11 protein-coding genes and 1 tRNA gene are annotated in these 11,948 nt (G+C 61.3%); 8 read left to right on the top strand and 4 right to left on the bottom strand.

Annotation, left to right across the window (positions count from 1 at the left end):
* Positions 1–124: 124 nt before the first annotated feature.
* Together J2T55_RS10855 and J2T55_RS10850 are read right to left on the bottom strand one after the other, a co-directional pair.
* Positions 125–862, bottom strand: a complete 738-nt coding sequence (locus J2T55_RS10855) for a LytR/AlgR family response regulator transcription factor (RefSeq protein ID WP_259056544.1) — start codon at positions 860–862, stop codon at positions 125–127.
* On the bottom strand, positions 850–1,905 hold the full coding sequence (locus J2T55_RS10850; protein ID WP_259056542.1) for a sensor histidine kinase: 1,056 nt from the start codon (positions 1,903–1,905) through the stop codon (positions 850–852). The genes J2T55_RS10855 and J2T55_RS10850 overlap by 13 nt, the downstream gene beginning before the upstream one ends.
* Positions 1,906–2,034: 129 nt before the next feature.
* On the opposite strand from J2T55_RS10850, the gene argH reads away from it, so the two are divergent.
* From argH to J2T55_RS10815, 7 genes are all read left to right on the top strand, one after another.
* Positions 2,035–3,435 (top strand): argininosuccinate lyase, encoded by a 1,401-nt coding sequence (argH, locus tag J2T55_RS10845; RefSeq protein ID WP_259056540.1) that lies wholly within the window; start codon positions 2,035–2,037, stop codon positions 3,433–3,435.
* Between the two features lie 26 nt (positions 3,436–3,461).
* A complete protein-coding gene (locus J2T55_RS10840) occupies positions 3,462–5,909 on the top strand; it encodes an AsmA family protein (protein WP_259056539.1) in 2,448 nt (815 codons plus the stop codon).
* A complete protein-coding gene (locus tag J2T55_RS10835) occupies positions 5,872–6,468 on the top strand; it encodes an SRPBCC family protein (protein WP_259056538.1) in 597 nt (198 codons plus the stop codon). The genes J2T55_RS10840 and J2T55_RS10835 overlap by 38 nt, the downstream gene beginning before the upstream one ends.
* Positions 6,465–7,568, top strand: coding sequence for an A/G-specific adenine glycosylase (gene mutY, locus J2T55_RS10830; protein ID WP_259056536.1), 1,104 nt, complete (start codon positions 6,465–6,467; stop codon positions 7,566–7,568). Before J2T55_RS10835 ends, mutY begins: the two co-directional genes overlap by 4 nt.
* Entirely contained in the window at positions 7,534–7,812 is a 279-nt protein-coding gene (locus J2T55_RS10825) for an oxidative damage protection protein (RefSeq protein ID WP_259056534.1), read from the top strand. Before mutY ends, J2T55_RS10825 begins: the two co-directional genes overlap by 35 nt.
* Before the next feature lie 434 nt (positions 7,813–8,246).
* Positions 8,247–8,322: transfer RNA gene (locus tag J2T55_RS10820), tRNA-Phe, on the top strand.
* Positions 8,323–8,630: 308 nt separating this feature from the next.
* Complete coding sequence (locus J2T55_RS10815; protein WP_259056524.1) at positions 8,631–9,713, top strand: GGDEF domain-containing protein; 1,083 nt, start codon at positions 8,631–8,633, stop codon at positions 9,711–9,713.
* A gap of 18 nt (positions 9,714–9,731) precedes the next feature.
* Here the strand turns inward: J2T55_RS10815 and cysQ are convergent, their stop codons facing one another.
* Positions 9,732–10,580, bottom strand: a complete 849-nt coding sequence (gene cysQ / locus J2T55_RS10810) for a 3'(2'),5'-bisphosphate nucleotidase CysQ (protein ID WP_259056522.1) — start codon at positions 10,578–10,580, stop codon at positions 9,732–9,734.
* Between the two features lie 76 nt (positions 10,581–10,656).
* Between cysQ and yrfG the strand changes: the two genes are divergently transcribed.
* A complete protein-coding gene (yrfG, locus tag J2T55_RS10805; protein ID WP_259056521.1) occupies positions 10,657–11,352 on the top strand; it encodes a GMP/IMP nucleotidase in 696 nt (231 codons plus the stop codon).
* Here the strand turns inward: yrfG and trmB are convergent.
* Positions 11,302–11,946, bottom strand: a complete 645-nt coding sequence (gene trmB / locus J2T55_RS10800; RefSeq protein ID WP_259056547.1) for a tRNA (guanosine(46)-N7)-methyltransferase TrmB — start codon at positions 11,944–11,946, stop codon at positions 11,302–11,304. The two genes, yrfG and trmB, sit on opposite strands and share 51 nt — an antisense overlap.
* Between the last annotated feature and the right edge of the window lie 2 nt (positions 11,947–11,948).

Here is an 11,948-nt window from a genome sequence, read left to right as displayed (position 1 = left end):
GGACCGATTGAATGGCCGTCCCCGCAAAGTACTTGATGCGCAAACACCATTCGAAGCCTTTAATGAACTGTTGCGTTAGAATCTAGAGACCAACTCACCAATCACCAATCACCAATCACCAACCTCACCCAAGCCCTCGTAACCGCTTGCGCACCTGGCTGAGATGCCGGCGGCTGACCTTGAGCGCGGTGTCCATGTCGCGCAGATGGATTTCATTGTTGCCGTCGTTGTCACGTTTTAACGCTTCAACGTGCCGCAGTGCTACCAGTGCATTGCGATGGATGCGCAGGAACTGGTCGCCGAATTCGTCTTCCAGCTGTTTCAGCGATTCATCCAGCAGCAGTTCGCCGTCCGGCCAGGCGGCGGTGACGTATTTCTGCTCGGCCCGGAAGTAGCGAATATCGGCCAGCGAGGCGAGCTGAATGCGACCCTGGATCACAGCACTCAGGTAGCTGCGCGCGACATTCGAATTTTCCTCGCGGCGGATCTCGGCCAGCCGTCCGCGGCTGACGACCTCGGCGCGCGCGAACGCCTGCGCCAGGCGGTCGCGCCGGATTGGTTTCAGCAGGTAATCGACGGCGTTTGACTCGAACGCCGCCAGCGCGTGGTCCTGGTAGGCCGTGGTGAAGATCACTGCCGGGGCCGGCGTCAGTTTGCTGAGGTGATCGGCGGTCTCCAGGCCGTCCATGCCCGGCATGCGGATGTCCAGCAGCACCACGTCCGGTTGTGCCGGCTCCAGCTGGGCGATGACTTCGATGCCGTTGCCGGCCTCGGCGACAACATCGTGGCCGCCGATGTCCTCGACCAGTGCGCGCAGGCGTTCACGTGCCGGCTGTTCGTCGTCGGCGATCAGGATGCGCACGGTTCGTAGACCTCCGGAAAGACAACGTGGGTGCGGTAGCGGCCGTCTTGCTGTTCACTGGTCAGCCGGCCGCGCTCGGCGAAGGCGCTGGTCAGGCGTTGGCGGGTGTTTTCCTGGGCCATCTGGTTGCCTGAGTGGTTGCTGCGCTGGGTCGGCACCGGGTTGTCGACCGTGATGCTCAAGCGGCCGGCTGTGCAGGTGCCGCGGATCTGGATGCAGCCGCCGTTCGGCTGTGGTTCGATGCCATGGTAAACGGCGTTTTCCAGCAGCGGCTGGAGCACCAGCGCCGGAATGCAGGCGTCCGCCGGCAGCGCGTCGATGTCCCACTCAAGGCGCAGGCGCTGGCCGAGGCGCAGTTGCTCGATGCGCAGGTAACGCTGGCACAGGTCGAGCTCCTCGGCCACGGTCACCCAGGGCTTGGATTCCTGCAGGTTGAGCCGGAACAGGTCGGCCAGGTCCTCGATCGCCTGTTCGGCCAGCAACGGTTCGCGCCGGGTCAGGCTGGCGATCGTGTTCATGCAGTTGAACAGGAAGTGTGGCCGGATGCGGGCCTGTAGCGCCTGCAGCCGCGCCTCGGCCTCGGACCGGACGTGCTGACGCCACTGGTGCTGGACGTAGAAATAGCGCAGTGCCAGCGCCGAGACGATGGCGCTGATGCCGAGACAGCGGCTCAGAAACAGGCCATGGCCGGTCTCCAGCAGCGCCCGCTCGCCCGGCAGCATGTACAGCAGCCACCAGGCGATTTCGGTGACCGCCAGCGTCACCGCGAGCATGACCAGGTAGCTTAGCGCCGTGCTCCAGACGTCGGGCAGCCGGTTCAGCCGGTCGCGCAGCAGGCACAGGATGGCGATACAGCCAAGCGCCACCCACTGGATGAACAGCGAATTCAGTGCCAGTGTCTCGAAGGCGTTGCCGTGGACGGCCAGGTCCGCCAGCGTCAGCACGATGGCCAGCAGCTCGGCGATGAGGATGACGGCGACAGCCATGCGCACGCCGCAGAAATCCGGCAGGAAAGCGCTGTACTGGCGGCTCGGACGGGTCATGGCGGTTGTTGTTATTCCGTTAGCGACACCGGGCCGGCTGCCCGATTGTGATCCACCGGGCAGCGTAGGCTCATGGGTCTGGGTTATACTAGTCCCTGTTCAATTCTCAAACACTCGAATGATGCCAGCATGAGCGCCTTCTCGGAATCCGGCAAGCTGTGGGGTGGCCGTTTCAGCGCCTCCACCGACGAACTCGTCGAAGAATTCACCGCCTCGGTCGACTTTGACAAGCGCCTGGCGGCCTGCGACATCGACGGCTCCATCGCCCACGTGACCATGCTGGCCCGGGTGGGCACGCTGACCGAGGCGGAGCGCGACCAGATCATCAAGGGCCTGAAGGATATAGGCACCGACATTGCCCGCGGTGAATTCGCCTGGAGCAACGCGCTCGAGGACGTGCACATGAATATTGAGGCACGGCTGGCCGAGCGTATCGGCGATGTCGGCAAGAAACTGCACACCGGCCGCTCGCGCAACGACCAGATCGCCACCGATATACGCCTGTACCTGCGCAACGAGATCGATGAACTGACGGTCGACCTGGACCGGATGATGACGGCGCTCGTCGACGTCGCCGAGCGTGAGGCCGACACGATCATTCCCGGCTTCACGCACCTGCAGACCGCCCAGCCGGTCAGCTTCGGCCACCACATGCTGGCCTGGTTCGAGATGCTGTATCGCGACCGCAGCCGGCTGGTCGACTGTCGCCGGCGCATGAACGTCTCGCCACTGGGCGCGGCGGCACTCGCCGGTACGCGCTTCCCGATTGATCGTTACGACAGTGCCGAACAGCTCGGCTTCGACGGTATCTGCGAGAACTCGCTGGACGCGGTCAGCGATCGTGACTTCGCCATTGAATTTTCCAGCTGTGCGTCGCTTATCATGATGCACCTGTCGCGCATGTCGGAAGAGCTGGTGTTGTGGATGTCGCAGCAGTTCGGTTTCATCGACATCGACGATGCTTTCTGCACCGGATCGTCGATCATGCCGCAGAAAAAGAATCCGGATATCCCGGAACTTGTGCGCGGTAAAACCGGTCGGGTGTATGGAGACCTGATGGCGTTGCTCACGCTGATGAAAGCCCAGCCGCTGGCCTATAACCGCGATAACCAGGAAGACAAGGAACCGCTGTTTGACGCGATCGATACCGTGCGTGCCAGCGTCAAGATCTACGCCGCCCTGATCCCGGCCATTACCGTCAAGCCGGACGCCATGCGTGAGGCCGCGCGTCGCGGTCTGGCGACGGCCACCGACCTGGCGGACTATCTGGTGGAAAAGGGCATCGCGTTCCGCGACGCTCATGCCATCGTCGGCCAGATCGTCAGCCACGCACTGGCCGCCGGCAAGGATCTCGTCGATCTGCCGCTGGCGGAACTGCGCCAGTACTGTAGTGCCATCGACGAGGATATTTTCGATCAGCTGTCGCTGGAAGCTTCAGTGGCAGCGCGACGTCATCCCGGTGGAACGGCACCGGACCAGGTGCGCGCCGCAGCCCGGCGGGCGCGCGAGCGTCTGCAAAACACGACATGATGAATTTTCCAGACTAGGTGACTTTCATGAAAGGACTGCTGAAAATCCTGCTCGGCCTTATCGGTGTGCTGGTGGTTGTTATCGCCGCCGCCGCAGTCATTATTCCGATGTATGTCGATCCGAATGATTACAAGGATGATATTGCCGCACTGGTAAAAAAACAGACCGGTCGCGACCTGCAAATTCCTGGCGATCTCAGTATCACCGTGTTTCCCTGGCTCGGTGTGACCACCGGCAAGCTGGTGTTCAGCAATGCCGAGGGCTTCGGTGAAGCGCCCATGGTGCAGGCCGAGGGCATCGAGGTTCGGGTCAAGCTGTTGCCGCTTTTGCGCAAGGAAATCGAGATGGGCACTGTGATCATCGATCGGCTGGATGCCAATCTCGCCCGCGATGCGCAGGGACGCACGAACTGGGATGACTTGATCAAGGCAGCCGAACAGGCGCCGGCCGAGCCGCAAAGCGATGAGCAATCAGGCCTGGCACTCGCGGGCCTGGCCGTCGGTGGCCTGGATATCAGCGACAGTCGTGTCAGCTGGGTTGATAAACAGAACGATCAGCGTTATCTCATCGAGGATCTGAATCTAGAGACCGGCGCACTGAAGCCGGGCGAACCGATCGATATCGATCTGGACCTGGCTTTCGAGGCCAGCGATCCGGAACTCAAGGGAACACTGGCTCTGGCCGGTACGGTCAGCTATGACCTGGAGCAACAGCAGTACCAGCTGGCACCGCTGACACTGGAGTCCAACCTTGAGGGGCCGCAGCTGCCCGGTGGCAACGCCACGATTGACCTGAGTGCCGATACCCTTGCCGCGGATCTGAAAAACAATAGTGCCAGTGTGCGAGCCCTGTCACTGACCGCGCTGAACACGCGCGTCGAAGGGGACATAGAGGCGCAGAATATCGACCGCCGGGTGCCGGGACTTAAAGGCTTCTTCCGCATTTCCGGCGACAGCCTGCCCGCGCTTTTGAAGGCGCTCGACCAGGGCGAACTGGCCGCGCAGCTGGAAGACAAGCCGGCCGAGTTCAGCCTGAATGCCAACTTCGATGCCGATGCCAATGCCGGCACCGCGCAGATCTCGGAGCTGGAAGTTGCCCTGCTCGGGGCCGAGCTGGCCGGCGAACTGAATGCCGCGCAGACTGATACCGACAACCCGGCCGTCAACGGCCAGTTCGATATCAGTGGCCTCGGTCTTGATGCCAGGCTGATGGTCAGCGCCAAGAACCTGCTCAACCAGCCGAGCTACAACGGCAAGCTGCAACTGGCCGAGTTCAATCCGCGCAAGCTGATGCAGGAGCTGGCCATCGAGCCGCCCAGGACTGCCGACGAGAAGGTGCTGACAAAACTGGCGCTGGAAAGCGACTACGCCGGCACGGCCAACAGCGTCAGCCTGAGCAACCTGAGCCTGACGCTGGATGATACCAAGGCCAACGGCAGCTTGAGTATCGCCAACATTGCCAACCAGGCGCTGCGTTTCGATCTGAATATTGATCAGATCAACGCCGACCGCTACCTGCCGCCGCCGGCCGAGGGCGAGGAAGAGGCGCCGGCGACTCCGGAGACCGCGGGCGCGGGCGCGGCCGCCGAGTTGCCGCTGGAGACGCTGCGGGCCCTGGACATAAAGGGCAATCTGAAAATCGGTCAGCTGACTATCAACAAGGCGAAGCTGAGCGATGTCAGCCTGGCGCTGAATGCCCAGAATGGTGTTATCGCCCTGTCGCCGGTCAACGCCAAGCTGTATGACGGCAGTTACGATGGCGCGGTGAATCTCAATGCTACCGGCGAACAGCCGCGTGTACAGTTCACCACCAAGCTGGCTGGGGTCAACATCGAGCCGTTGCTCGACGACATGACCGGTGACGCCAAGCTGACCGGTACAGCCGATATCAACGCCGATCTCAATGCCCGCGGTGGCGACGCCGAGGCCATGAAGAAGACCCTTGGCGGTACCGCCGACTTGCTGTTCAAGAACGGTGCCTACAAGGGCATCAATCTGGGCCATATCCTGCGCCAGGCCAACGCTGTCCTCGAGGGCCAGAGCCTCAAGGAAGTGCCGGAATCGGAACAGACCGACTTCTCGGAGATGACCGCGACGCTGAACATCAAGGATGGCGTGATCAAAAACGATGATCTCAGCGCCAAGTCGCCGGCGTTGCGTGTCGCCGGTGCCGGCGAGGCCAGCCTGGTCAGTGAAGCGATCGACTACACGGTCAAGGCGAGTGTGGCGAAGACCACCAAGGGCCAGGGCGGTGAAGGTCTGGATGCGGTCGGCGGCTATACCGTGCCGGTGCGCTGCCAGGGCACGTTTGCCGAGCCCGGCTGCAAGCCCGACTTCCAGGGGCTGGTCAAGGCCAAGGTCGACAAGGCGATTGATGAACAGACCGAAAAGGCCGAGGAAAAGATCAAGAAGAAGCTGGAAGAAGAGCTCGGTGAAGGTGCCGGCGACAAGCTCAAGGACGCGCTCGGTTTCTAGTGCTGCGACGGCCAGCGGCCTGTTGCTGGCCGGCCTGGCGCTGCTGTCAGCAGACGTCCAGGCCGGAACGGTGGAAGACGCCGAGGTCGTGTATGACAACGGCCGCTACCGGCTCGACCTCAGCATGCGCATCGACAGCGATCCGGCGGCGGTTTACGCCATCGTCACCGACTACGATCGGCTGACGCGCATCAGCCGTACCATCACCGACAGCAGCGAACTCGAGCACGACGCCGGTATCCGCCGGCGGCTGGTCACCGAAACCTGTGTCTGGTTTTTCTGTTTCGAGGCCACCATGGTCGAAGATATCATCGAAAGCGACACCAGCGTACACACCCGCATCGTCCCGGGGCCGAGCGATTACCGTTACGGTGAATCGGTGTGGCGGGTTAGCGCCGTCAATGGTGGTACCCGGGTGACGTTTCAATGCACTCTCGAACCGGATTTCTGGGTGCCGCCGGTGATCGGCACATGGATGATGAAAAGGCGCATGCGCGAGGAAGCCGAACGCACCGTACTCAACATCGAGCAACTGACGCGCGAGCAGATACCCGAATGACCGCCGCCATAGCGCCCCGGCTGTTACGCTGGGCAAAACGGCATGGCCGCCATGATCTGCCCTGGCAGCGGCGCAGCGGTTCGCGCAACCGCATCGCCTATCGCGTCTGGGTCGCCGAGATCATGCTGCAGCAGACCCAGGTGGCGACCGTGATCCCCTACTTTCAGCGGTTCATGCGCGCCTTTCCGAGCGTCAGGGCACTGGCCGATGCGCCGCTGGATGATGTACTGGCACACTGGAGCGGGCTCGGTTATTACGCCCGTGCCCGTAACCTGCACCGGGCAGCGCGGCTCGTCCGCGACGAGCACCGCGGCCGGTTGCCGACACAGCGGGCGCCGCTGGAAACCCTGCCCGGTATCGGCCGCTCGACGGCGGCGGCGATCGTGGCGCAGACCGACGGTCAGCCGGAAGCGATACTCGACGGTAATGTGAAACGCGTGCTGGCACGGTATCATGCCGTGCCCGGTTGGCCGGGCGAGACCGCGGTGGCGCGGCAGTTGTGGACACTGGCCGAGCAGGAGACGCCACAACGCGACGTGGCGGCCTATACCCAGGCGATCATGGACCTCGGCGCGACCGTCTGTACGCGCCGCCGGCCGGGTTGCGAGACCTGCCCGCTGGCCGGTGATTGCCAGGCGTATGCCGCTGGCCGGGTCGGGGACTATCCGGGCGCCCGGCCACAGCGACAAAAGCCGCAGCGCCGACGGGTGTTCGCCGTACTCTGGAACAACGCCGGCAAGATTATGCTGACCCGGCGCGCGCCGACCGGCATCTGGGGCGGCCTCTGGTGCCTGCCGGAATGGCCGGACGAAGCAAGCTGCCGCGACTGGCTGGCGGGATACGGGCTGACCGGGACGGCGGAACCGCTGGCGCCGATCGAACATGCATTTACACACTTTCGCCTGCAGCTCGTGCCGCTACAGGCCGTAATCCGGCGCCCGCGACGGGTTGCCGACGCTGCATCCGGAGACTGGTACAGCCTGGATGCGGCGTTGAGGCTGGGCCTGCCGGCACCGATACGGTCTCTGCTGGCATCGCTGCAGACGCAACAACAGGAGAATCAAGATGGCGCACATGGTGCATTGCGTAAAACTGGGTAAACAGGCCGAGGGTCTGGAACGCCAGCCGTATCCGGGCGAGCTCGGCAAGCGGATCTATGAAAACGTTTCCAAGGAAGCCTGGAACGAGTGGCTCAACCACCAGACCATGCTGATCAACGAAAACCGGCTGACGCCGATCGAGCCGAAGGCCCGTGCCTTCCTCGAACAGGAAATGGAAAAATTCTTCTTCGGTGAAGGATCGGCCGCGCCGGAAGGCTACGTGCCGCCCGAATCGGAACAGTAAAACGCCGGCCATGGCTGAAAATTGGCAATCCGGGTCGGTTATGGCTTGACGGACGCGCCGTCGATGGCTTTAATACGCCCTTCGCATCGCCCGCCCCGCCCGCAGTATCAGAAAAAACACCTGTTCGGTGTGGCAGGGTCGCGCAGTGACAGGGTAGGCAGGGCTGAAACTCCGTTATCAGTTCCGGGCATAAGCAAAATGTCCGAACAACCATCCAAAATAAAAATTTGGCCGGGTAGCGGGGTCACACAGCAACAGGGTAGGCCGGACTGTAAATCCATTTTCAGTCCGGGCGCCACGTAATCCGGATTCTGTCATGAGTAGTAAAATTTGGCCGGGTAGCGGGGTCGCGTAGAGACAGGGTAGGCAGGGCTGTAAATCCATTTTCAGTCCGGGCGCCACGTAATCCGGATTCGTCATGAGTAGTAAAAGTTGGCCGGGTAGCTCAGTTGGTAGAGCAGGGGACTGAAAATCCCTGTGTCGGCAGTTCGATTCTGTCCCCGGCCACCATCCCTTAGCCATCATCCCTTAATAATTCTCCGCCATTGTGTTCGGCACCGTACGCCAGTCCATGCCGCCCCCCAGCGTGCTCGCCGCCGCTCGCCCTGGATCTCGCCTGTTTTATGTTGCGGTGTTCCGGCCCGGGGACGTGTTTTATGTCAAATTTAAACGCAATCTCCCTAGCCAGTTCCCACGGTTTCCATTAATGTATGAATACAATCGTATCTATACAGCCTTGCCGATACAGCAAAGCATCATCAGTCAACAGGGCGCTTTGTTGAGTTAAAAAAAGAATATCGGGGGAATTTGCTGTTTTTATGAATCAGCCAGACAACAAGTTTCGTCTTGCCGAACTCTTCAGCGTCGAGCAGGTAGAGCTCAGGGGCTTTTCCCGCAGCGTCGCCGAGCTTGAATGGCTGTTGCTGATTCTTGTTCTGCTCTATTTCATTGCGCCGGGCACGCTGGTCGTCGACCCGTTCATGGTCGTTGTCGCGATGGTCAGCTTTGCCGCGTTCGTACTGCTCTTTCGTTATATCAATTTTCGCGAGATTGATGCGCGCTGGAAGATCGCGATTGAAACATGGGTGATGATCGCTTTCATTACCTGGGTCTGTCTTTATACCGGCCGTAATGAAAGCCCGTTGCTGCATCTGTACCTGCTTGTGATTATTACCAGTGGTTTGACGCTGGGCAAAATGACCACGCTGCTCGAGTTTGCGCTCATCACCTGCTTGTACCTGTATCTGGGCTATCCGGCGTTTAACGCCCGTGAATTCGCGCTGACTGATTTCACACAGTTGATGATCCAGTTCGCGCCGTTTCTGCTGGTTGGATATCTGATCGCCATGCTGTCGGCAGACCTGCACTTTGCCCGACAGATGTTCGAACATCTGTCGGAAACTGACGATATGACCGGCCTGCTCAACAAGCGCGCCTATAACAAGTTATCAACACGCGAAATCCTGAAGGCGGTGCGTTATTCGCACTCGTTTACCGTGATGATGATCGATGCTGACAACCTGAAAGTCGTCAATGACGAATATGGTCATGACCTGGGAGATAAAATGCTCCAAACGCTGGCCGATACCATCAAGCACAATCTGCGCGAGACCGATATTCTGGCGCGTTACGGCGGCGATGAATTCATTGTCTTCCTGTCGGAGACCGATGCCGAGCAGGCGTGCGAAGTCGGCGAACGTATTCATGAGGCGGTCGCTGACGTGAAATTCTCGGTGCCCAAGAAAACATTGCCGCTTTCAGTCAGTATCGGCATGGCCAGTTACCCGGTTGATTCGCATACGCCCGAGGATATACTCGAACTTGCCGATCGAGCGCTTTACTACAGCAAGCGACAGGGTCGTAATCAGGTAACGACCTATGCCGATATTGACGGGAACTGAGACTGTCCCGGGTCGGGACTAATCGGCGTTTAAGTGGCCGAGGTAAGGGGTCCAGTCGTATGTCGGATCGCCGATAACGAGAAAACTCGGGTTCAGAAGCGAGTCCTTGGTGTTGTAGCGCAGCGGCTGTAGCTGCATATCCGTGACCAGGCCGCCGGCCTGCTCGACCACGCATTGTGAGGCTGCAGTATCCCACTCCGATGTGGGACCGAAACGCGGGTACAGATCGACCTCGCCTTCCGCTATCAGGCAGGATTTGAGTGAACTGCCGACCGTGACAACTTCTGCTTCGCCCAGCTGCTGCAGGAAGGACTGGAACTGCTCGCTGCCGTGTGAGCGGCTGCCGGCAATGGCAAGATTATCCGGCTGAGCCGGGCGCGTGTGGATGGCGCGGGCCTCCTGGCCGGGCGACACCTTGAAAGCGCCGTAGTCGCGTGCCGCGTAGTAGCATACGCCGGTCACCGGCACCAGTACGACGCCGAGCGTGCACAGGTGATTGTCGATCAGGGCGATATTGACGGTGAATTCGCCATTGCGTTTGACGAACTCGCGCGTGCCGTCGAGCGGATCGACCAGCCAGTATTGCCGCCAGTCTCGCCGGGTACTGTAGGCGATCGCGGTCGATTCCTCTGACAGGATCGGAATATCCGGCGTCAGCGCCTTAAGCCCCTGCACGATGCTCTGGTGTGCGGCCATGTCGGCCTCGGTCAACGGACTGCGGTCGTCCTTGTGTTCGACGGCAAAGTCGGTGTCGTAAACCGTGAGGATGCGGGCGGCCGCGTCGTAGGCGATGCGGCGGACATCGGCGAGCAGTGCGGCGGGTTGCCGTGCGCTGTCCGGACTGTGTTCGCTGGCTTGATTCGGCATAATATAGGGCCATTATTGTACGCGACCCGCCGCGGCATGGCGAAACGTATCGCCGTAGTCGACCCAGAGGATCTTTATGGCATTTGACTGGTCAGCCGTCGACACCGTGCTGCTCGATATGGACGGCACGCTCCTTGATCTGCACTTCGATAATTATTTCTGGCAGCAACACCTGCCCGCCTGCTGGGCGGAACAGCGTGGCATGCCGCTGGCCGCAGCCCACGAAATCCTGGTGCCGAGGTTTCGTGAACTTGAGGGGACACTGGCGTGGTACTGTCTCGACTTCTGGTCACGCGAGCTGGAGCTGGACGTGTTGTCCCTGAAGGATGACCTGCAGCATCTCATCGGTCTGCGCCCGCATGCGGAAATTTTTCTGGAGGCGCTCGGCCGTATGGGCAAGCGGCGCATACTGGTGACCAATGCGCATCCCGATGTGCTCGATTACAAGCTGGCGCGCACCGATCTGGCGCGGCATTTCGAGGCACTGGTCTCGGCCCATGCGCTCGGTGAGCCGAAGGAGGCCGCCGCGTTCTGGTCACGGTTGCAGCAGCAGCAACCGTTCACGCCACCGCAAACGCTGCTGATCGATGACAACAACCAGGTGCTGATGACGGCGCGCGCGTTCGGTATTGCCCACCTGCTGTCGATTGCCCAGCCGGACAGTCGTCAGCCGCCGCGCGCCGCGGCCGACTTCCCGGCGGTGGCGGATTTCCGCGAACTGCTAGCCGGTGCCGACACTGTTGCTGCGACAGAAAACGAAATCGCGCACTGAATGGCCGCGGCCGAGGCCGCGTTGTTCGAACTTGGTCAGTGGCCGCCAGCGCGGCCGCGGCGATGCCCGCCCGGCACCGGCCAGGTTGACGTAGCCATTGTCCTCGAACGGCGACGGGATCTGCTCAGCATAATCCTGCCAGTCGGTAGCCACGTAAACCAGCGCGTGGGCCTTCAGCTTCGGTCGCAGCAGCCGGGCGAATTCGGCGTTCAGCAGGCGTCTTTTATGGTGGCGTTTCTTCGGCCACGGATCCGGAAACAGTATGAGTACCTGGTCGAGGCTGGCGTCCGACAGCATGTCATGAATCACCTCGACGGCGTCGTGACTGAGTGCGCGCAGATTCGTGAGACCGGCGCGGCCGGCGTGGTGCAGCAGGCTGCCGATGCCCGGTCGGTGAACCTCCACGGCCAGGTAGTCGCGCTCGGGATGGACCGCCGCCAGGCTGACCGTAGTCAGGCCCATGCCCGGGCCGATGTCCAGCGTCAGCGGCGCGGTGCGATCGAACAGATCCTGCGGCTTGACCGGTATGGAACTGAACTCGACGCCGTAGTGCGGCCAGAAGCGTTCGAATGCCTGCTCCTGGGCTCGGGTCATGC

This window comes from Methylohalomonas lacus (assembly GCF_024808875.1).
In the GTDB taxonomy this organism is placed as follows: Bacteria; Pseudomonadota; Gammaproteobacteria; order Methylohalomonadales; family Methylohalomonadaceae; genus Methylohalomonas; species Methylohalomonas lacus.
This window is presented reverse-complemented; position numbering and strand designations above follow the sequence as displayed.

Excerpts from the sequence above, each read along its gene's own strand:
- cysQ (WP_259056522.1), bottom strand. The coding sequence starts at position 10,580 with ATGCCGAATCAAGCCAGCGAACACAGTCCGGACAGCGCACGGCAACCC.
- J2T55_RS10840 (WP_259056539.1), top strand. The coding sequence starts at position 3,462 with ATGAAAGGACTGCTGAAAATCCTGCTCGGCCTTATCGGTGTGCTGGTG.
- J2T55_RS10850 (WP_259056542.1), bottom strand. The coding sequence starts at position 1,905 with ATGACCCGTCCGAGCCGCCAGTACAGCGCTTTCCTGCCGGATTTCTGC.
- mutY (WP_259056536.1), top strand. The coding sequence starts at position 6,465 with ATGACCGCCGCCATAGCGCCCCGGCTGTTACGCTGGGCAAAACGGCAT.
- trmB (WP_259056547.1), bottom strand. The coding sequence starts at position 11,946 with ATGACCCGAGCCCAGGAGCAGGCATTCGAACGCTTCTGGCCGCACTAC.
- J2T55_RS10815 (WP_259056524.1), top strand. The coding sequence starts at position 8,631 with ATGAATCAGCCAGACAACAAGTTTCGTCTTGCCGAACTCTTCAGCGTC.
- yrfG (WP_259056521.1), top strand. The coding sequence starts at position 10,657 with ATGGCATTTGACTGGTCAGCCGTCGACACCGTGCTGCTCGATATGGAC.
- argH (WP_259056540.1), top strand. The coding sequence starts at position 2,035 with ATGAGCGCCTTCTCGGAATCCGGCAAGCTGTGGGGTGGCCGTTTCAGC.
- J2T55_RS10825 (WP_259056534.1), top strand. The coding sequence starts at position 7,534 with ATGGCGCACATGGTGCATTGCGTAAAACTGGGTAAACAGGCCGAGGGT.